Here is a 20,934-nt window from a genome sequence, read left to right on the forward strand (position 1 = left end):
GGACGGCGCTGACCTACGGCGCGGTCGGCGCCACCCAGGCCTCGGACCTGATGACCTACCCGCCGGAGGGCTTCACGCCCGCCGAGTCCCGCGCCCGCATCGGGCACGGTGACCAGCGCTTCGAGACCGCCGTGATGCAGGCGCTCACGTGGCAGATCCAGGAGCGCAGCGGCATGGGCGTGCGGGTCGAGGACGCGCCCGAGGACGACGAGGTGCGGTACAACCCGGTCACGTTCGACGAGCACGGCGTCCCGATCGCCCCGGCCTCCATCGGGTCGGCCCGGGTCGAGCGGACCGCGCCGGACGGCACACCGCTCGTGACGGCGGGCACGACGGCGACGCTGACGATGCACGCGTTCGGGCAGACGGTGCACGCACCGGTGCGGGTCGTGGCGATCATCGACGAGCGCGACCGGAAGGGCTTCGCCTACGGCACCCTCGAGGGGCACCCGCTGTCGGGCGAGGAGTCCTTCGTCGTCGAGCGCACGCCGGACGGGTCGGTGTGGCTGCAGGTCCGGCAGTTCTCGCAGCCGGCGAGCCGGAAGTGGCGTTTCGTGGCCCCCCCTGGTGCGCCGCCAGCAGCGCGTGATGGCCGAGAAGTACCTCGCCGCCCTGCGCGGCGACTGACCAGGCCGTCACCCACCCGGGCGACCCACCTGACGGACCGACGTCGGGCCTCCCGGCCTGGAGGCCCGCAGCGGGTCCGACGCTCCGGTCACCCCTCCCTAGGCCAGCGGCGCGAGACGCGCGATCGCGTCCTCGATGAGGCGTGCGTCCGCGACGCAGTCGCGGGCGACCGCCACAGCGCTCGTCGCCCGGAGTGCGTCGACGTCGTAGACGCCGGTCGCGACCGCGAGGAACGGGATCCCGACGGCGTCCGCGGCCTCGCCGTCGCGGGGCGTGTCGCCGACGATCACCGCCCGGGTCCCGCTGAGTGCGGCGGCCGCGAGGGCCGTCACCCCGGACCGCTCGACCTGCTCGTCCCCGAAGTACGAGTGGTCCCAGTCGAAGGCGTCGACGTCGAAGCCCGCGCCGAGCAGCTTGATCCGGGCACGGTGGGCGGAGTTGCCGGTGAGCAGGCCGTTCCGCCAGCCGATCGCGGCGAAGTGCCGGACGAGGTCGATCGCGCCCGGGGCGGGTGTGCGGCGGTCCCCGGACCGGTGACGCTCCTCCGACAGGTCGCGCAGGTGCCCGCTCACCGTCGGCACGAGCTCGTCCTCCAGGTGGTGCGCTCGGACGTGCTCGACGATGATGCCGGCGTCGGTCCGGCCGTGCTGGTGGCCGACGAGCAGCGGTAGGTCGCGACCGAGCGCCCGCTCGAGCGCCAGGTGGTACAGGTTGCCCGGTGACGCGGCGTTGCGCACGAGCGTGCCGTCGATGTCCCACAACACCGTGGTGGGGACGGGGGGCCGGGGGGAGTGACGGGCTGGTGCTCCATGCCGTCCATGATGACGGAGAATGGACCCCATGCCGAGTGCTCTCCCGATCGCCGACCCCGCTCCCGCGGACGGACTGGTCGAACCGGCCCCCGGGACCGGCGAGGTCCCCTTCGGCGTCTACGTCCACGTGCCGTTCTGCCGGGTGCGCTGCGGGTACTGCGACTTCAACACGTACACCGCGTCCGAGCTCCGCGGGGTGCGGCGTGACGACTACGCCGGGCACGCGCTGCGGGAGATTGCCTTCGCCGACCAGGTGCTCGAGCGCTCCGGCATCCCGCGCCGCCCGGTCTCGACGGTCTTCTTCGGCGGTGGCACCCCGACGATGCTGCCGGCGTCCGACCTGGCGATGATCCTCAGGGCGATCGAGGACACGTGGGGCATCGTCCCCGGGGCCGAGGTCACGACCGAGGCGAACCCGGACTCCGTCGACGCCGACTCGATCGCCACCCTGCAGCGGGCGGGCTTCACGCGGATGAGCTACGGCATGCAGTCCGCGGTCCCGCACGTGCTCGCGACCCTCGACCGCACGCACGACCCCGAGCGGGTGCCGGTCGTCGTCGACCTCGCGAAGCAGCAGGGTCTCGACGTCAGCCTCGACCTCATCTACTCGACGCCGGGGGAGTCCCTCGACGACTGGCGGACGTCGCTCGACGCCGCGATCGCCTGCGCGCCGGACCACGTCTCGGCGTACTCGCTCATCGTCGAGGACGGCACCGCGATGGGCCGCGCGGTCTCGCGGGGGGGAACTCCCCGCACCGGACGACGACCTCGCCGCGGACATGTACGAGCTCGCGGACCGGGTGCTCCGGGACGCCGGGTACGACTGGTACGAGGTCTCGAACTGGGCGCGCGGCCCGCAGCACGCGAGCCGGCACAACCTGTCCTACTGGAAGGGCCACGACTGGTGGGGCGTCGGCCCCGGTGCGCACTCGGCGGTCGCCGGGACGCGCTGGTGGAACGTCAAGCACCCGGCCGCGTACGCGAACCGGGTGTTGCAGGACGTGTCGCCGGCGGCCGGTCGCGAGACGCTGGACGCCGAGACACGGTACGTGGAGCGCGTGCTGCTCGCCGCGCGGGTGCGCGGTGAGCTGCGCATCGACGAACTCCGCCAGGAGGCCCGGAGCCGCGTCGCCGGGCTCATCGCACGTGGGCTCGTGGACGGTCGGGCTGCGCTCGGCGGCTCCCTGGAGCTGACGTTGCAGGGTCGCCTGCTGGCGGACGCCGTCGTGCGCGACCTGCTCGACTAGCTCCCGGACGAGGTCAGGGCTTGAAGAACTCGATCGAGAGCGGGTACTTGTAGAACTGGCCCTGGTTCGCGGCGATGGCCGCCATGATGCCGAACACGATCGACACGATCGCGGCGGCTGCGATGACGAGGAACCCGATGCCGAGCACGGACGTCAGGCCGCCGGCGAAGTAGGCGATGGCCATCGTGATGTGGAAGTTCAGTGCCACCCGGGTGTGCTCGCGGACGAACTGTCCGCGGTCCCGCAGCACGAGGTAGGCGACGAGCGGGACCAGGATGTTGAAGAAGATGCCGCCGACGTGCGTCAGGGTCGCCCAGAGGCGCTGGTCCTCGGGGGGTCATCGGCTGCGGCGGCTGGTACCCGGCCGGGTACTGCTGCCCGGGGCGCTCCCACCCGCCGTACTGCTGACCGTTGCCGGGCTGCTGCCCACCCGGGTACTGCCCTCCGGGGTACTGCCGTCCGTCGGGCTTGCCGTCCCGGTGCTGCTCGGGGCCGCCGGGCTCCTGTCCGTAGCTCATGCCCGCAGCGTACCGAGCCGCCTGTGCAGAAGTCCCGCGACGTCGGCGGTCAGGCGTAAGATCAGCACTCGACCGGTGAGAGTGCCAGCCGGTCGCAGGTCAGCACGAGCGGAAGGGGAACCGGTGGTCAGCGAACGCAGTCTCGAGGTCCTCAAGGCCATCGTGCGCGACTACGTCGCCTCCCGTGAGCCCGTCGGCTCGAAGACGATTGTCGAGCGGCACGCCTTCGGCGTGAGCGCGGCCACGATCCGGAACGACATGGCGCAGCTCGAGGACGAGCAACTCATCATCGCGCCGCACACCTCGTCGGGGCGGGTGCCCACCGACAAGGGCTACCGGGTGTTCGTCGACCACCTCGCGGCCGCACGACCGCTCTCAGGTGCCCAGCGTCAGGCGATCGAGACCTTCCTCGGTGCGTCGAACGACCTCGACGACGTCCTCACCCGGACGGTCCGGCTGCTGAGCCAGTTGACGAACCAGGTCGCGCTCGTGCAGTACCCCACGATGGGTCACGCCCGCGTGCAGCACGTCGAACTGGTCCGTCTCGCCGACACCCGGCTCATGGTGGTCCTCATCACCGACACTGCCCGGGTCGAGCAGCGCGTGATCGAGACCGACGTCCCGTTCGACGAGTCCGCCCTGACCGAGGTGCGGTCCGTCGTGAACGGTGCCACGGTGGGCCTGCCGCTGCAGGATGCACCGCACGCGCTCCGCGCCATCCCCGGTCAGCTCCGTCCGGAGGTCCAGCCGCTCGCCGGTGTGGTCGTGGCGAGCCTGGTCGAGCAGGTCGCGGCGAACCGTCAGGACCGCCTGCTGATGGCCGGCGCGGCGAACCTGGCCAAGAGCGAACAGGACTTCTCCGGCGGACTCTTCCCGGTGCTCGAGGCGATCGAGGAACAGGTCACCCTGCTCCGCTTGTTCGGGGAGATGCAGGTCGACGACATCGCGGTCGCGGCGAGCATCGGTGCCGAGAACGCGGAGTACGGTCTCGACGCGACGAGCATCGTCGCGGGCGGCTACCTCGCCGCGCGCGGCGAGATCGCCAGACTCGGCGTCCTCGGTCCGACCAGGATGGACTACGGCACGAACATGGCCGCTGTCCGAGCGGTCGCCCGCTACCTGTCGCGGCTGCTCGGCGAGAACTGACCGCCGCGTCCGTCACCACCCCCCGCCCACCCACGCACCCCCCCTGAGGAACACTTGGCAGACCACTACGACGTCCTCGGCGTCCCGCGCGACGCCTCCGATGCCGACATCAAGAAGGCGTACCGGCGGCTCGCGCGGGAACTCCACCCCGACGTGAACCCGAGCCCCGACGCGGCAGAGCGCTTCAAGGACGTCACGCACGCGTACGACGTCCTGAGCGACCCGGAACAGCGTCGTCGCTACGACGCCGGTGGGCAGGACAGCCCCTTCGGCGGTGGGGGGCGCCGGCTTCAGCGACATCTTCGACGCCTTCTTCGGGGGGCGGCGGCGGCGGTGGCGGCCGGGGGGACCGGTCCACGCAGTCGTGCCGAGCGCGGCGGCGACGCCCTGCTCCGGCTGGAGGTCGACCTCGACGAGGTCGTCTTCGGCACCCACAAAGACCTCGAGGTCGACACGGCGGTCCTCTGCGACACGTGCGGTGGCTCGTGCTGCGCGCCCGGGACGAGTCCGCAGACGTGTGACATCTGCGGCGGCTCCGGACACATCCAGCGCCAGGTCCGCTCGCTCCTCGGCAACGTCGTGACGAGCGCCCCCCTGCGGCACCTGCCGCGGCTACGGCACCGTGATCCCGAACCCCTGCCCGACCTGCCAGGGCCAGGGCCGTGTCCGGGCCCGTCGGACGGTGCCGGTGGACGTCCCCGCCGGCGTCGACACCGGTCTCCGGCTGCAGATGCCCGGCCAGGGCGAGGTCGGTCCCGCCGGTGGTCCCGCCGGTGACCTGTACCTCGAGGTCCGGGTGCGCCATCACGACGTGTTCAGCCGCGACGGCGACGACCTCCTCGCCACGCTCGAGGTGCCCATGACGGACGCGATCCTCGGCGCCACGACGACCATCGACGGGCTGGACGGTCCGGTGGAGCTCGAACTCCGTCCGGGCGTGCAGAGCGCCGACGTCCTGGTGATCAAGGACCGCGGCGTGACGAAGCTGCGCGGCTCTGGCCGTGGCGACCTGAAGGTCGGCGTGCACGTGGTCACCCCGACCAAGCTCTCGCACAAGGAGCGGCAGCTCGTCGAGCAGTTGGCGAAGACGCACAAGGCCGGCGCCCCGCAGCTGTCCCGCTTCCAGCAGGGCATGTTCGGCAAGCTCCGCGACCGGTTCTTCAACTTCTGATGGCCTCGCTCTACCTCGTCGACGCGCTCGACGACGTCGCCGTGGGCGCCCGGGTGTCGCTCGACGGCGCCGAGGGCCGGCACGCGGTGACGGTGTCGCGGGTCCGCGTCGGCGAGGAGCTCCGCCTGTCGGACGGCCGGGGCACGGTCGTCACGGGACCGGTGGCCTCGGTCGGCAAGGACTCGCTGGTCCTGACGGTCGAGGCGGTGGAGGTCGACGAGGCCCCGCGGCCGTCGCTGACCCTGGTGCAGGCCCTCGCGAAGGGCGGACGGGACGAGATGGCCGTGCAGGCCGCGACCGAGATCGGCGTCGACCGCGTCGTGCCGTGGGCGGCCGCCCGCAGCGTCTCGCGGTGGGACGGCGCGAAGATCGAGAAGGGCCGTGCCCGCTGGGCGGCCATCGCGCAGGAGGCGTCCAAGCAGGCGATCCGGTCACGGGTCCCGCAGGTGCTCGCTCCGGTGACCACGGCGCAGCTCGCCGGAGGGGCAGGAGCCGCTCCGGCGGCACCCGGACGGGAGGCGCGGCGCACGCTGGTCCTGCTGGAACCGACCGCGACGGTCCGGTTGGCCACCTGGGAACCACCGGCGGAGACGGACGAGATCGCGCTCGTCGTCGGCCCGGAGGGGGGGCATCGACCCGTCCGAACTCGAACGGCTCGAGACGGCCGGCGCCGTCCGGGTGCGCCTGGGCGACACGGTGCTGCGGACCTCCACCGCCGGACCGGCCGCCCTCGCGGTGCTGCAGGCACGGCTCGGACGCTGGTGAGCGGCCACCGCGTTGATCGGACCCGGCTCGGACGGCGGGAAGGCGTGGCATCGGTCGCGCGTTCTACGATGGTGCCATGACCAGCACCGAGCCCAGCGTCTTCACGAGGATCGTCGCGCGTGAGATCCCGGCCACGATCGTCGCCGAGGACGACCGTGTCATCGCCTTCGAGGACATCGCGCCGAAGGCCCCCGTCCACGTGCTCGTCGTCCCGAAGACCCAGGAGTACGCGACCGTGAGCGAGCTCGCGAGCGCGGACCCCGGACTGCTCGCCCACGTCGTGGCGACCGCCCAGCGCATCGCCGACGAGCGTGCGGGCGGTCAGTTCCGACTCGTGTTCAACTCCGGCGAAGCCGCCGGTCAGACCGTGTTCCACGTGCATGCGCACGTACTCGCAGGAGACCTGCAGGAAGGCACCCTTGCCAGCTGACGAACCAGCCACCACCGAGCCGGAGTCCGTCTCCGAGCCCGTGTCCGTCTCAGAGCTCACCGTCGACGGCATCGCCATGGTGCAGTTGCTCGGGCCGCAGGACCGCCTGCTGAAGACCGTCGAGCGCCAGTACCCGAGCGTGACCGTGCTCGTGCGCGGCAACCAGGTCTCGCTGTCCGGTCCGGAGCGTGACGTCACCCGCGCGCGGGCGCTCGTCGACGAACTCGTCGGCATGGTCCGGCGCGGGCAGGACATCGGCCAGTCGGACATCCCGAACTCGGCCCGCATCATCGACGCGGACCGCAGCCCGTCCGATGTGTTCGGCACGCCGATCGTGTCGAGCCGCGGCAAGTCGGTCCGTCCGAAGACGGACGGGCAGCGGGCGTACGTCGACGCGATCGACGAGAACACCATCACGTTCGGCATCGGGCCGGCCGGTACCGGCAAGACGTACCTGGCGATGGCGAAGGCCGTCCAGGCCCTGCAGCGCCGCGAGGTCTCCCGGATCATCCTCACCCGCCCCGCGGTCGAGGCCGGTGAGCGGCTCGGGTTCCTGCCGGGGACGCTGACCGACAAGATCGACCCGTACCTCCGCCCGCTGTACGACGCGCTCAACGAGATGATGGACCCGGAGCTCGTCCCGAAGCTCCTCGCCGCCGGCACGGTGGAGGTCGCACCGCTCGCCTACATGCGCGGGCGGACGCTCAACGACTCCTTCGTGGTGCTCGACGAGGCGCAGAACACCACGCCCGAGCAGATGAAGATGTTCCTCACCCGTCTGGGCTTCGGCTCGAAGATGGTGATCACGGGCGACATCACGCAGGTCGACCTGCCGGGCAACGTCTCGGGGCTGCGTCTCGTGACGCGGATCCTGCGGGACGTCGAGGACATCCACTTCGCCCGTCTCGGCAGCGAGGACGTGGTCCGCCACACCCTGGTCGGGAAGATCGTCGACGCCTACACGGTCCACGACGAGGAACGGCTCGCCGAGCAGGCCGCGAAGCGCTCCGAGCACCAGGACGACCGCCGAGGAGGCACCCGGTGAGCATCGAGCTCAACAACGAGTCCGGCGTCGCGGTGGACGAGGACACCGTGCAGCGCCTCGCCGCCTTCGCGCTCGACGCCATGCACGTGCACGCCGACGCCGAGCTCGCGATCGTCTTCGTCGACGAGGGCGCGATGGAGCAGCTGCACATCCGGTGGATGGACGAGCCCGGCCCCACCGACGTCCTGAGCTTCCCGATGGACGAGTTGCGTCCCGGCACCGAGGACGAGCCGACGCCGGCCGGGCTCCTCGGTGACATCGTCGTCTGCCCGCAGGTGGCCGAGGAGCAGGCGCGGACCGCGGGGCACTCCACCCTCGACGAGATCCTCCTGCTCACCTGCCACGGCATCCTCCACCTGCTCGGGTTCGACCACGCCGAGCCGGACGAGAAGGCCGAGATGTTCGGCCTGCAGGGCGAGATTCTCCGCGGTTTCGCCGCCCAGCGTCGGGGGGCGGTGACCGCAGTGCTCCTCGTCACCGGTCTGCTCGCGGTGGCGTTCGTGCTGGTGGTCCTCGGTGGACTGCTCGCGGCCGCCGACTCCGCGCTCTCCGTGCTGTCCCGCGCGGACCTCGAGGAGATCGCCCGCGGGAGCAAGCGCCGCCGTGCCGTCGAGGCGCTGGCGGACGACCCCGGCGCGCACGTCAACGCCCTCAACTTCTTCCGCGTCCTCGCCGAGACGGCCGCCGCGGTCCTCGTGACGATCGCCCTCGTCCGGGTGACCGACACGTGGTGGGTCGCGCTGATCCTGTCCGCGGCGATCATGACCGCGGTGTCCTTCGTGCTCGTCGGCTCGAGCCCGCGCAGTGTCGGTCGCGCGCACGCCGAGGGCATCATCGCCGCGACGGGCGGACTCGTCCGCGGTGTCCGCATCGTGCTCGGTCCGCTCGCCGGGCTCCTCGTGGCGATCGGCGACCGGGTGACACCGGGCCGGGTCCGGAGCGCCTCCAGTGTCTCGAGCGAGGAGCAGCTGCTGTCGCTCGTCGACGAGGCCACGGAGAGCAACGTGCTCGAGGCCGACGACCGCGAACTCATCCACTCGGTCTTCGCGTTCAGCGACACCCTGGTCCGCGAGGTGATGGTGCCGCGCACCGACATGGTGACGGCCGACGCACACGACACGGTCGCCGCCGTCATGGAGCAGTTCCTCGCTACGGGCGTGTCCCGGATGCCGGTGACCGGTCGCGACAGCGACGACGTGCTCGGCGTGGCGTACCTCCGCGACCTCGCCCGGGCCCTGTACGAACGGCCCGAGGTCGGGTCGCGGTCGGTCCGCACGATGCTCCGACCGGCGGAGTTCCTGCCGGAGTCGAAGCCCGCGGACGACACCTTGCGCCACATGCAGCTCGCGAAGAACCACCTCGTGCTCGTGGTCGACGAGTACGGCGGGGTCGCCGGCCTGGTGACGATGGAGGACCTCATCGAGGAGCTCGTCGGGGACATCTCGGACGAGTACGACCGTGCCGTGGTCGACCGCGCCGAGGTCGAGCCGGGGCGCTGGCGCATCTCGGCGCGGCTCCCGATCGACGAGCTCGGCGACCTGTTCGGCATCGAGCTCGACGACGACGACGTCGACACGGCCGGCGGTCTGCTCACGAAGGAGCTCGGTCACCTGCCGTCCGCGGGGGGACACCGTCACCGTGTCCGGCGTCGTGCTCACCGCCGACCGCGTCGAGGGCAAGCGGCGCCACCTCATCACGGTGCTCGCCGAGCGCACCACCGACCTCGCGTCGGCCGAGCAGGCCTTCGGCGACACCGACACCACCACGACGGGAACACGAACCACATGACGGACCCCGGAACCGACGCCGCCCCCGAGACGACCACCCCCTACCGTGCGGGGTTCGTCTCCTTCGTCGGCCGTCCGAACGTCGGCAAGTCCACGCTGACGAACGCCCTGGTCGGGCAGAAGGTCGCGATCACGTCCTCGAAGCCGCAGACGACGCGCCGCGCCATCCGCGGGATCGTGCACCGGCCGAACGGACAGGTCATCGTCGTCGACACCCCCCGGGGTGCACCGTCCGCGCACGCTGCTCGGTGAGCGGCTCAACGACCTCGTGCAGTCGACGCTCGGCGACGTCGACGTCATCGGCTTCTGCGTGCCGGCGAACGAGCCGATCGGCCCGGGCGACCGCTTCATCAACGACACCCTCGACCAGTACCCGCGCGCTCGGAAGGTCGCGATCGTCACGAAGATCGACCGTGCCGGCAAGGAGAAGGTCGCCGAGCAGCTGCTCGCGGTCTCGCGACTGCGCGAGTGGGACGCGATCATCCCCACGTCGGGCACCGAGGGCCTGCAGCTCGAGGACCTCCTCGACGAGGTCGTGTCGCTGCTGCCGGAGTCGCCGCAGCTGTACGACGACCAGGCCGTGACCGAGGAGACCGACGAGGAGCGCATCGGCGAGCTCATCCGGGAAGCCGCGCTCGAGGGCGTGCGGGACGAACTCCCGCACTCGCTCGCGGTCGTCATCGAGGACGTCGTCGAGCCGGACGCGGACGACGACCCGGACGGCCCGCTGCGGGTCTTCGCGAACCTGTTCGTCGAGCGGGACAGCCAGAAGGCCATCGTGATCGGTCACAAGGGCGGTCGGCTCAAGGACGTCGGCACTCGTGCGCGCGTCGAGATCGAGGGGCTCCTGGGGCGGCACGTCTACCTCAACATCCGCGTGAAGGTCGCCAAGGAGTGGCAGCGGGACCCGAAGCAGCTCGGACGCCTCGGGTTCTGACCCGGACCAGGCCGATGCGGACCGCGGAGCAGGGGTCATCCCGTCGTCGGACGCGCGCGACGCATCCCGCCGCCTACCGTGGTCAGGTGTTCCGTCCGATGCTCCGCAACCAGGTCGTGGTCGACGTCCTGATCGCCCTCTTCGCCGGCGGGGTCTTCGCCGTGCTGTCGGTCGGCGGGGTCGACCAGGTCGTCATCCTCGCGGCCATCGGCGGCTTCGTCGTCGCGCTCGCGCTGCGGCGGTCCGCTCCCGGTCTGGCGCTCGCGCTCGCGTGGCTGACCGCGGTGTTCCAGATGGTGACGGCGCAGCGCGGCAACCTCTTCGACATCATGATCGCGGGCGTCATGTACACGACGAGCGCGTACGGCGGTCGGAAGACCCGCGTCGCCGGGCTCGTGTCGGCCGTCCTCGGGAGCGTGGTCGCGGCGGTCTACTCGGCGGCCCAGGAGTGGGCCCGGCAGGTCGACTACGGGTCCTCGCAGGCCGACGCATGGGACCAGACGCTGAAGACGCTCCTGGCGTACCTCGTCATCGTCCTCGCCGTCCTCCTCCTGCCGTGGCTCGGTGGTGTCGTCGCCCGCGCCCGGCGTGCCGCGGGCATGAGCCGGGAGGCGCAGCTGCTCGCCGAGCGTGACGCCGCCCGGGCTGACCGCGCCGTGGCGATCGAGCAGGAACGGGTACGCATCGCCCGCGACATGCACGACATCGTGGCGCACTCACTCGCGGTGGTGATCGCCCAGGCCGACGGCGCACGGTACGCCCTGCGCGCCGACCCGTCCCTCGCCGACGAAGCACTCGGCACGATCGGGTCGACCGCACGTCGGGCCCTCGGGGACGTCCGCGAGCTGCTCGGAGCACTCCGCCACGAGCAGGGCACCGCGCCCACGCCGGACGTCGACGACATCGAACAGCTCGTCGGCCAGATGCGGGAGGTCGGCCTCGACGTGCAGGTCGAGCGCGAGGGCGACCCGTCCGCGCTGCCGACGACCACGCAGCTCGCCGTGTACCGCATCGTGCAGGAGAGCCTGACGAACGCGTACAAGCACGGCGCGCGCGGTGCACCCGTCCGGGCCAGACTGACCTACCGCCCGGACACGGTCGAGATCGCCGTCGTGAACCGCCGCGCCGAGGACGACCGACCGGGACCCGGCACCGGACACGGACTCGTCGGCATGCGCGAGCGTGCCACCATGTCCGGCGGGAGCATGACCGCGGGACCCCGAGGCGACGACTTCGCCGTCGAGGTCCGGATGCCCGCCCAACCCGCCACCGGGCAGATGCCCCGGGCCATGATCCCGTCCACCGATCAGGAGCGCAGCACGAGATGACCACCGCGGACAGCACGAGCAGCACCGAGCCGGCACGGATCCGCGTCGCCCTCGTCGACGACCAGGCACTCTTCCGCACCGGGATCCGGATGCTCATCGGGTCGCAGCCCGACCTGCAGTTCGTCGGCGAAGCGGGTGACGGCGCGGAGGGCGTGGAACTCGTCCGGCAGAGCCGTCCGGACGTCGTGCTCATGGACGTCCGGATGCCGGTCATGGACGGCATCACCGCCACGGCCCGGATCGTCGACAGCGCTGCGTCCGCCAAGGTGCTCGTCCTCACCACCTTCGACTTCGACGAAGCCGCCGCGAAGGCCATCCGGGCCGGTGCGAGCGGCTTCGTGCTGAAGGACGCCGACCCCGAGTTCCTGCTCGCGGCGATCCGGACGGTGCACGCGGGCACGACGGTGTTCGCGGCCTCGGCGACCCGCGAGCTCCTGCGTCGCTACGAGGACCCGGCAGAGCAGCGGCAGAGCGTGCCGCCCGCCTTCGCGGACCTGACGCCCCGCGAGCGCGAGATCTTCGACCTCGCGGCCCGGGGGGTTCAGCAACGCCGAGATCGCGAAGCACGAGTACGTCAGCGAGGCGACCGTGAAGACCCACATCTCGCGGGTCCTGACGAAGCTCGAACTGCGGGACCGCGTCCGCCTGGTCGTCTTCGCCCACGAGTACGGGCTCGTCACCAAGGGCGACTGAAACATCATCCGTCAGGCGGACCCGGACGGGGGGAACCGAGCCGAACGGATGACGGACGCGAGCCAGGCGACGGACGCGGGACGGTCCTCCCGGACGCGATCGTGGAGCCATGACCAACCACGCTCCGATCATCCGTCTCGACCACGTGTCCAAGCACTACGGTGACGCCTCGCGCCGGGTGACGGCGCTCGACGACGTCAGCGTCGACATCGGCGCGGGCGAGTTCACCGCCGTCATGGGCCCGTCCGGCTCCGGCAAGTCCACCCTCATGCACGTCGCCGCCGGACTCGACCAGGTGTCGTCCGGTCGCATCACCATCGACGGCACGGACATCACCGGCCTCGGCGACCGGGAACTCACCGAACTCCGTCGTCGCCGTCTCGGCTTCGTGTTCCAGTCCTTCAACCTCGTGCCGACGCTCGACGTCAGCGAGAACATCCGGCTGCCGTTCCTGCTCGGCGGCCACAAGCCGGACCGCGAGGAGTCGGCGTGGATCGACCGCCTCGTCGACATGCTCGGCCTCGGCAACCGTCTCACGCACCGACCCCACCAGCTCTCCGGCGGGCAGCAGCAGCGCGTCGCCATCGCCCGCGCGCTGGCCTCCCGACCCGCCGTCGTGGTCGCCGACGAGCCGACCGGCGCGCTCGACTCCCGCACCGGCCGTGACGTGCTCGCCATCCTGCGCGGTGCGGTCGCCGACTGGGGGGCAGAGCGTCGTGATGGTCACGCACGACCCCGTGGCGGCGGCGAACGCGGACCGGATCCTGTTCCTGGCCGACGGCCGGATCGTCGCCGACCGCCCCGCGATGGCAGCAGCGGACATCTCCGCCACGATGCTCGGGATGGAGGCCGCCGCGTGAACGGGCTCCGACAGTTCGCTCCGACCGTCCTCGTCGCGGCGCTCGGCACGACGTTCGGCTCCGCACTCGTCATCGCACCCGGCATCGTCACCGAGGCGATGGCGATGAGCCCGCTGGACGACGTCGCCACCGTCAAGGCGATCCTCTCGGTGATCGGGTGGCTCTTCCTCGGCATCGCCCTGTACGTCGGGGCGATCGTCACCGCCAACACGTGCGCGACCCTCATCGCCGGGCAGACCCGCGTCATCGCCCTGCAGCGGCTCGTCGGCGCCACGGGGGGCGTCCATCCGGTCCCGCATCACCCGCACCGGGCTGCTCGTCGGGCTGGTCGGCGGGGTCGTCGGCGCCCTGGTCGGCACGGGGCTGTCGGCGGTGTTCGTGACCGTCCTCCGCGGGAACGGCTTCCTGCCGGACCGCTCGTACACCCTCGTGCCGTGGGAGCTCGTCCTGCCGGTGGTCGCGGTGGTCCTCGCGACCTGGGGCGCCTTCGCCGCGGGGTCGCGCCGCGTGCTCACGGTCACCCCGCTCGAGGCCCTGTCGTCGAGCGTCGAGCCGAGCCACGACGACGTCCGGTCCGGCACAGCGCGCAAGGTCTGGGCGATCGTCCTCATGTCCGGCGGCGCGCTCCTCGCCGTCCTCGGGCTCGCGCTGAGCGCCGTCACCCCGCTCGCCGTCCTGCCGGCGGCGCTCGGCGGCTTCGTCTCCTTCGCCGGGGTCGCCGTCGGCGCGACGATCGTCATGCCCCCCGGTGCTGCAGGCGATCGGCCGGATCGGCGCGCACGACCCGGTGGTCCTGCTCGCCGGGCGCAACGCCATGCGTGCTCCGGCGCGGTCCGCCCGTGCCACCATCGGGCTCGTCATCGGCGTCACGCTGCTCGTGACCTTCGCCGTGGCGCTCGGCATCATGCAGCACGTCACCGAGTCGACCCTGTCCGGCGTGGACGGCATGACGCCCGCGATGCTCGAGGAGCAGCGGAGCTTCTTCGAGCAGCTCAACGCCGTCGTGAGCGTGATCGTCGGGTTCTCGGCCGTGATCGCCGCCGTCGGGGTCGTCAACGCACTCGCGCTCGGCGTCCTGCAGCGCCGTCGGGAGCTCGGGCTGCTCCGCGTGCTCGGACTGACCGGTGTGCAGGTCCGTCGGATGATCGTCACCGAGGCCGTGCAGATGGTGGTCGCCGCCGTCGTCACCGGGCTCGTGCTCGGCACCTTCTACGGGTGGCTCGGCGGGCAGACGCTGCTCGGCGTGCTCGGCTCGGTCGTCACGCCCGTCCTGCCGCCGTTGACGATCGCGATCGTCGTGGTCGGGGCACTCGTCCTCGCGGTCGTCGCGACGGTCGCGCCGGTGCGACGCGCGATGCGTGTGCCACCGACGGAGGCGCTCGCGGTCGACTGAGCGGCCGCCGGTCCGGTGCGACGCGCCAGCGGCGGGTCGGCCGTGCCGGACGGGAGGCCCACCACCGGACCGGTGGTGGGCCTCCCGTCCGTGCGCCTGCCGTCACACAGTGCGCCGGCGGCCACCTCCGGTGCTAGCGTGAACCCGATGTCCTCGGCACTCCTCCTCCTTCGTCGCCGCGACGAGGCCTGACAACCGGCCCACCTCGTCGCGGAGTCCGTCGTGGCCGCTCCTGAACCACACCGACGAAAGCGAACCGATGCAGAACACCCAGCAGCCCTCCGGGATGCCGATCCACAAGTACGTCCCGTTCCACGAGCAGATCAGCGTCGACCTGCCGGACCGCACCTGGCCCACGAAGCGCATCGACAAGGCGCCGCGCTGGTGTGCCGTCGACCTGCGTGACGGCAACCAGGCCCTCATCGACCCGATGGACGCCGAGCGCAAGCGGGCGATGTTCGACCTCCTCGTCCGGATGGGCTACAAGGAGATCGAGGTCGGGTTCCCGAGCGCCTCGCAGACCGACTTCGACTTCGTCCGGTCGCTGATCGACGAGGGCGCGATCCCTGACGACGTCACGATCCAGGTGCTGACCCAGGCGCGCGAGCACCTCATCCAGCGCACCTACGAGGCGATCGACGGCGCGAAGCAGGCCATCGTCCACCTGTACAACTCGACGAGCATCGTGCAGCGCGAGGTCGTCTTCCGCACCGACGTGCAGGGCGTCATCGACATCGCCGTCGCCGGGGCGCACATGTGCAAGGCGGCGGAGGCCCGGCTGCAGCACGGCACGACGGTCTACTACGAGTACTCGCCGGAGTCCTACACCGGCACCGAGCTCGAGGTCGCGGTGCAGATCTGCAACGCCGTGCTCGAGGTCTTCGAGCCGACCCCCCGAGCGCAAGGTCATCATCAACCTGCCCGCGACCGTCGAGATGGCGACGCCGAACGTCTACGCCGACTCGATCGAGTGGATGTCGCGCCACCTCGCCCACCGCGAGGACGTCATCTTGTCGCTGCACCCGCACAACGACCGCGGCACCGCCGTCGCCGCCGCCGAGCTCGGCTACATGGCCGGTGCCGACCGCATCGAGGGCTGCCTGTTCGGCAACGGGGAGCGCACCGGCAACGTCGACCTGGTCGCCCTCGGGATGAACCTGTTCACGCAGGGCATCGACCCGGAGGTCGACCTGTCGGACATCGACCAGGTGAAGCGCACGGTCGAGTACTGCAACCAGCTGCCGGTGCCGGAGCGCCAGCCGTGGGCGGGCGACCTCGTCTACACCGCGTTCAGCGGGTCGCACCAGGACGCGATCAAGAAGGGCCTCGAGGCGCTCGAGGCCCGTGCGGCCGCCGAGGGCGTCGGTGTCGACGACGTCGTCTGGGCCGTCCCGTACCTGCCGGTCGACCCGAAGGACATCGGCCGCTCGTACGAGGCCGTCATCCGGGTGAACTCGCAGTCCGGCAAGGGCGGTGTCGCGTACCTGCTGAAGACCGACCACGCGCTCGACCTGCCCCGCAAGCTGCAGATCGAGTTCTCCGGGGTCGTGCAGCGGCGGACCGACGCCGAGGGCGGCGAGTTCACGTCCGAGCGGATCTGGGAGCTGTTCTCCGACGAGTACCTGCCCGCGCACGTCGACGACGACAAGTGGGGCCGCTACGAGATCACGAAGACCGCGACCTCGAGCGACTTCGACGGAACCACGAAGCTGTCCGTCGCGATGCGCGTCGACGAGGGCTCGGTCACGTCCGAAGCGGTCGGCACGGGTCCGATCGACGCCTTCCTCTCCGTGATGGCGGAGCAGGGCGTCGCCGTCACGCTGTACGACTACTCCGAGCACACGATGAGCGCCTCCGGGGACGCGAAGGCGGCGTCGTACGTGGAACTCGACGTCGACGGCGTCCGGCTCTGGGGCGTCGGGATCGACGCCGACATCGCCACCGCGTCGCTCAAGGCGATCGTGTCCGCGGTGAACCGTGCCGTGCGCGCGGGTGCGGCCTCCGGCGCGCCGGAGCTCGTCTCCGCGTAGCACCGCGGCGGACGGGAGGCGCGGTGCGGGCCCGCCCCGCGCCTCCCGTCCGTCCGCCGGTCCCGTCCGTCCGCCCATCCCGTCCGTGCGCCGGTCCCGTCCGTCCGCCCATCCCGTCCGTGCGCCGAAGTCGCACGACCTGCCGCTCGGAGCGTGCCGGGCCGGCACGTCCTGCGACCTCGGCGATCTGCGCGCGGCGGGTCGTGCGACCGCGGCGACCAGCGGGCAGGTCGTGTCGGTCGGGCGGGGGGATACTGGGGTCATGCCGCTGTACCGGGACGAGTGCGTCGTGTTGCGCACCCACAAGCTCGGTGAGGCCGACCGCATCGTCACCATGCTCAGCCGGCAGCACGGCAAGATCCGGGCCGTCGCGAAGGGCGTCCGGCGCACCGCGTCGAAGTTCGGCTCGCGGCTCGAACCGTTCATGGTCGTCGACGCCCAGTTCTACGAGGGCCGGTCGCTCGACATCGTCACGCAGGCCGAGTCCCTGGGCGCGTACGGGGCCCGCATCGTCGCCGACTACGGCGCGTACACGGCGGCGAGTGCGATGGTCGAGACCGCCGACCGACTGAGCGAGGCGGACGCCGGGCTCCAGCAGTACCTGCTGCTCGTCGGTGCCCTGCGGTCGCTGTCGCGCGGGGAACACCAGCCGAGCGCGACCCTCGACTCGTACCTGCTCCGCGCGATGAGCATCGCGGGGTGGGCGCCGTCGTTCAGCGACTGCGCCGTCACCGGGGAGCCCGGGCCGCACTCGGCGTTCGTCGTGCAGCTCGGCGGGGTCGTGGCGGACTCGGCCGCGCCTCCCGGCACACCGCGCCTGGACCCCGCGACGCTCGACGTCCTCGGGTCGCTGCTCGCCGGTGACTGGGGGGACCGTCGACGCGACGGACGAGCGGACGAGATCCCGGGCCTCCGGCGTGGTCGCGGCGTACGCGCAGTGGCACCTGGAACGATCGCTCCGGTCGTTGCCGCACGTCGACCGCACCGAGCACCCGTCGCCCCTGGCCCCGCACCCGGGCGGGGTGCCGGCGGCGGTGGCAGCGGTGCCGGCGCCGCCGGTGCCGACGCCCGACCCGGCGGACCCCGACGCCGCCGGCGCCGTACCCGCACCGCCCGAACCCGAAGGAACCCGCGCATGAGCCCTCGCCGTCCCGCTGCCGAGCCGGAGTCCTTCCTGCCGGTCGACTGGACGGGCGAGCAGCCGCCCGCCATCCCGGGGCGCTTCGTCCCCGAGCACGTCGCGATCGTCATGGACGGCAACGGCCGGTGGGCGAACCAGCGCGGACTCACCCGCATCGAGGGACACAAGGCCGGCGAGGCCTCGCTGCTCGACGTGGTGGCCGGCGCGATCCAGATCGGCGTCACGCACGTGTCGGCGTACGCGTTCTCGACCGAGAACTGGAAGCGCTCACCGGAGGAGGTCCGGTTCCTCATGGGCTTCAACCGGGACGTCATCCGCCGTCGGCGCGACCAGCTGCACGAGTGGGGCGTCCGCGTCCGGTGGGCGGGTCGCACGCCGAGGCTGTGGCGGAGCGTCATCGACGAGCTGCAGACCGCCGAGGAGCTGACCGCGGGCAACGACGTCCTCACGCTCACGATGTGCGTCAACTACGGCGGACGCAACGAGATCGCCGACGCCGTGCGCTCGATCGCGGACGACGTCGCCGCCGGACGCCTCAAGCCGAGCCAGGTGACCGAGAAGACCCTGGCGAAGCGGCTGTACGTCCCCGAGCTGCCCGACGTGGACCTCTTCCTCCGGAGCTCGGGGGGAGCAGCGGACGAGCAACTTCCTGCTCTGGCAGTCGGCCTACGCCGAGATGGTGTTCCTCGACCGGCTGTGGCCCGACTTCCGTCGCTCCGACCTGTGGGGCGCGATCGAGGAGTACGCCCGCCGCGACCGTCGGTACGGCGGCGCGGTGGACACCCCGACGGCCTAGGCCGCCCGCGCAGCCGAGGCCGGTGCGTGTGGCCGCCCGGTCAAGCGAGGAGGTGTGCCGCCGACCGCACGGCGTCGAGCGCGGCCCGCACGCTCGGCACGCGCTCGGCGCCGCGGGCGACGACGACCTCGACGCGTCGGGCCAGGTCGTCGTCCACGGGGTCGATCGCGACACCGGCGGGGATGACCGTCGTCGCGAGCGCCAGCCGGGGGAGCAGCGCCACCCCGAGCCCGGCGGCGACGAGCCCCACCACCGCGGCCGCGTTGTCGGTCTCGAGGACGATGTCCGGCGTGAACCCCGCCGTGGCGCACGAGGCGAGCAGGTGGCCACGGCAGCGCGGGCAGCCGCCGATCCACCGGTCGTCCCGATGCGCCGCGAGGTCGACGACGGCGGCGGCGGTGCGGTCGGTGTCCGGGCCTCCCGGCCGACCCGCGTCGACCGGCGTCACCAGCGCGAGCGGGTCGCGTCCGAGCGCCCGGGTGACGAGCCCGGGGTCGGGGACGGCGCCGACCTCGTCCCCGACGTAGGTGAACGTGAGGGCGACGTCGACCTCGCCACTGCGGACCAGGTCGAGCGCCTCGGGCGGTTCGACCTCGACGTACGAGGTCCGCACGCCCGGCGCCGTCACCGCCAGCCGCGCGAGCACCGTGGGCACGAGGCCCGAGGAGGCGCTCGGGAACCCGGCCAGCCGCACCCGGCCGCGGGTGAGGCCGCCGACGGCGTCCAGGTCCTCGCGCGCGGCGGTCAGCGCCGCCTGCACGTGCAGGGCGTGGTCGGCGAGCACCTGCCCGGCGTGTGTGAGCGTGGCACCGCGGCCGCCGCGGAGGACGAGCGCGTGCCCGAGCCGCTGCTCCGCGCGGGTCAGCAGCTGGCTGACGGCGGGTTGGCTCGAGCCCAGGGAGGTCGCCGCACGCGTGATCGAACCGTGGTCCGCGACGGCGCGGAGGACCCGGAGCAGCTGCGGATCGATCTCGTCCATCACGTCATGTTACCGGTGGCACAAGCAGGATGGTCTGGCGTGATGGGTCGGTCGGGAGGACCCTGTCGGACATGGACTCGTTCCCCGACGGCCGCGGCTACCTCGCGGCGTGCACCGCAGGCCTCCCGTCGCTCGGCACCCTCGCCGCCCAGCGCGCCGACCTCGACGCGTGGTCGCGCGCCGAGACCTCCCCGGCCCGCTACGGCGCCCTCGTGGAGGAGGGGCGCGCCCTGTTCGCGTCCCTCGTCGGCGTCCCGGCGGCGCAGGTCGCGACCGGCTCCCAGACGTCCGTGATGGCGGCCGTCGTCGCCGACGCCCTGCCCGACGGCGCCGAGGTCGTCGTCCCCGACGGTGACTTCAGCTCGGTCGTGTTCCCCTTCCTGGCGCAGGCCCACCGCGGCGTCCGCGTGCGCAGCGTCCCGCTCGACCGACTCGCGGCGTCCGTCGGACCGGACACCGCGCTCGTCGTCTGGTCCGCCGTGCAGTCGGCGAGCGGCGTCGTTACCGACCCGGACCCGGTCGTCGCCGCGGCCCGCCGGGTGGGTGCGCTCACGCTCTGCGACCTGACGCAGGCGGCCGGGGTGCTGCCGGTCTCCGCCGCGCCCTTCGACGTGACGCTCACGCACGCCTACAAGTGGTTGTGCGCCCCGCGCGGCGTCGCGTTCATGACGCTCTCGGACGAGGCACTCGGTCGGCTGCGCCCCGTGCAGGCCGGGTGGTACGCGGGCGAGGACGTGTGGTCGTCCTGCTACGGCCCCGCCATGCGCCTGGCCGACGACGCACGCCGGTTCGACGTCTCCCCGGCCTGGCCGGCGTGGCCCGGCGCGGTGGCGGCGCTCCGGCACGCCGTGGCCCTCGACCAGCGCTCGACCTGGAGGCACGCCACCGCTCTGGCGGACCGGCTCTGCGACGCGCTCGGGTCGCCGCGGCAGGGGCGCGGTGTCGGTGCTGCGGCCGGCGGCGGTGCCGAGGGGCAGGCGATCGTCACGTTCCCGGACGCCGACGGGACGGCACTCCGGGCGGTGACCGCTGCGGGGCTCACCGCCTCGGGTCGGGCCGGCCGCCTCCGCATCGCGTTCCACCACTGGAACGACGAGGACGACGTGTCCGCCGTGGTCGCGGCGCTGGCGGGGGGAGGAGCCGGCCGCGTCGGAACCGTGACGAGCCGAGGAGGAGCCTGGGCGGGCCTCCCGGGCCGCTAGCATTGCCGGGTCCGCCCGCACACCGAG

At 72.3% G+C, this 20,934-nt stretch carries 10 protein-coding genes and 11 pseudogenes; 18 read left to right on the top strand and 3 right to left on the bottom strand.

What is annotated here, in order from left to right:
- Positions 1-50: 50 nt before the first annotated feature.
- Positions 51-503 (top strand): annotated as a pseudogene (locus tag DEJ15_RS18310) (DUF1990 domain-containing protein); the annotation flags it as partial.
- A 222-nt stretch (positions 504-725) separates the two neighbouring features.
- On the opposite strand, the gene DEJ15_RS09195 reads toward DEJ15_RS18310, so the two are convergent.
- Positions 726-1,391 (bottom strand): HAD family hydrolase, encoded by a 666-nt coding sequence (locus DEJ15_RS09195; RefSeq protein WP_284174850.1) that lies wholly within the window; start codon positions 1,389-1,391, stop codon positions 726-728.
- A gap of 76 nt (positions 1,392-1,467) precedes the next feature.
- Here DEJ15_RS09195 and hemW point away from each other — a divergent pair.
- Positions 1,468-2,686, top strand: a pseudogene (gene hemW / locus DEJ15_RS09200) (radical SAM family heme chaperone HemW).
- Between the two features lie 13 nt (positions 2,687-2,699).
- On the opposite strand, the gene DEJ15_RS09205 reads toward hemW, so the two are convergent.
- Positions 2,700-2,993 carry a DUF4870 domain-containing protein gene (locus tag DEJ15_RS09205; RefSeq protein ID WP_502866160.1) on the bottom strand — a complete coding sequence of 98 codons (294 nt, stop codon included), beginning with the start codon at positions 2,991-2,993 and terminating at the stop codon, positions 2,700-2,702.
- 334 nt (positions 2,994-3,327) lie between these two features.
- On the opposite strand from DEJ15_RS09205, the gene hrcA reads away from it, so the two are divergent.
- From hrcA to DEJ15_RS09280, 15 genes and pseudogenes are all read left to right on the top strand, one after another.
- Positions 3,328-4,350 (top strand): heat-inducible transcriptional repressor HrcA, encoded by a 1,023-nt coding sequence (hrcA, locus tag DEJ15_RS09210; RefSeq protein WP_110825310.1) that lies wholly within the window; start codon positions 3,328-3,330, stop codon positions 4,348-4,350.
- 54 nt (positions 4,351-4,404) lie between these two features.
- Positions 4,405-5,521, top strand: a pseudogene (dnaJ, locus tag DEJ15_RS09215) (molecular chaperone DnaJ).
- Positions 5,521-6,286: pseudogene (locus DEJ15_RS09220) on the top strand (16S rRNA (uracil(1498)-N(3))-methyltransferase). The pseudogenes dnaJ and DEJ15_RS09220 overlap by 1 nt, the downstream one beginning before the upstream one ends.
- Positions 6,287-6,362: 76 nt before the next feature.
- Positions 6,363-6,716, top strand: a complete 354-nt coding sequence (locus tag DEJ15_RS09225; protein WP_110825313.1) for a histidine triad nucleotide-binding protein — start codon at positions 6,363-6,365, stop codon at positions 6,714-6,716.
- The gene (locus DEJ15_RS09230) at positions 6,667-7,761 is read left to right on the top strand and encodes a PhoH family protein (protein ID WP_110825314.1); all 1,095 of its coding nucleotides are present in this window, start codon (positions 6,667-6,669) and stop codon (positions 7,759-7,761) included. Before DEJ15_RS09225 ends, DEJ15_RS09230 begins: the two co-directional genes overlap by 50 nt.
- Before the next feature lie 47 nt (positions 7,762-7,808).
- Positions 7,809-9,326: pseudogene (gene ybeY, locus DEJ15_RS09235) on the top strand (rRNA maturation RNase YbeY); the annotation flags it as partial.
- A gap of 219 nt (positions 9,327-9,545) precedes the next feature.
- A pseudogene (gene era / locus DEJ15_RS09240) lies at positions 9,546-10,485 on the top strand (GTPase Era).
- Between the two features lie 86 nt (positions 10,486-10,571).
- Positions 10,572-11,813, top strand: a complete 1,242-nt coding sequence (locus DEJ15_RS09245; protein ID WP_110825520.1) for a sensor histidine kinase — start codon at positions 10,572-10,574, stop codon at positions 11,811-11,813.
- Positions 11,810-12,506, top strand: a pseudogene (locus DEJ15_RS09250) (response regulator). The gene DEJ15_RS09245 and the pseudogene DEJ15_RS09250 overlap by 4 nt, the downstream one beginning before the upstream one ends.
- Before the next feature lie 109 nt (positions 12,507-12,615).
- Positions 12,616-13,366, top strand: a pseudogene (locus DEJ15_RS09255) (ABC transporter ATP-binding protein).
- The gene (locus DEJ15_RS09260; protein ID WP_284174852.1) at positions 13,363-14,247 is read left to right on the top strand and encodes a hypothetical protein; all 885 of its coding nucleotides are present in this window, start codon (positions 13,363-13,365) and stop codon (positions 14,245-14,247) included. Before DEJ15_RS09255 ends, DEJ15_RS09260 begins: the two are co-directional and overlap by 4 nt.
- The gene (locus tag DEJ15_RS09265) at positions 14,154-14,759 is read left to right on the top strand and encodes an ABC transporter permease (RefSeq protein WP_284174853.1); all 606 of its coding nucleotides are present in this window, start codon (positions 14,154-14,156) and stop codon (positions 14,757-14,759) included. The genes DEJ15_RS09260 and DEJ15_RS09265 overlap by 94 nt, the downstream gene beginning before the upstream one ends.
- 259 nt (positions 14,760-15,018) lie before the next feature.
- Positions 15,019-16,789, top strand: a pseudogene (leuA, locus tag DEJ15_RS09270) (2-isopropylmalate synthase).
- A gap of 262 nt (positions 16,790-17,051) precedes the next feature.
- Positions 17,052-17,775: pseudogene (gene recO / locus DEJ15_RS09275) on the top strand (DNA repair protein RecO); the annotation flags it as partial.
- Positions 17,776-17,924: 149 nt separating this feature from the next.
- Positions 17,925-18,726: pseudogene (locus tag DEJ15_RS09280) on the top strand (isoprenyl transferase).
- 40 nt (positions 18,727-18,766) lie between these two features.
- Here DEJ15_RS09280 and DEJ15_RS09285 read toward each other — a convergent pair.
- Positions 18,767-19,705 carry a LysR family transcriptional regulator gene (locus DEJ15_RS09285; protein WP_110825323.1) on the bottom strand — a complete coding sequence of 313 codons (939 nt, stop codon included), beginning with the start codon at positions 19,703-19,705 and terminating at the stop codon, positions 18,767-18,769.
- A gap of 71 nt (positions 19,706-19,776) precedes the next feature.
- On the opposite strand from DEJ15_RS09285, the gene DEJ15_RS09290 reads away from it, so the two are divergent.
- Positions 19,777-20,907: an aminotransferase class V-fold PLP-dependent enzyme gene (locus DEJ15_RS09290; protein WP_284174854.1), complete on the top strand. Its 1,131-nt coding sequence runs from the start codon at positions 19,777-19,779 to the stop codon at positions 20,905-20,907.
- Positions 20,908-20,934: the final 27 nt, after the last annotated feature.

Origin of the sequence: Curtobacterium sp. MCJR17_043 (assembly GCF_003224315.2) — a bacterium.
In the GTDB taxonomy this organism is placed as follows: domain Bacteria; phylum Actinomycetota; class Actinomycetes; order Actinomycetales; family Microbacteriaceae; genus Curtobacterium.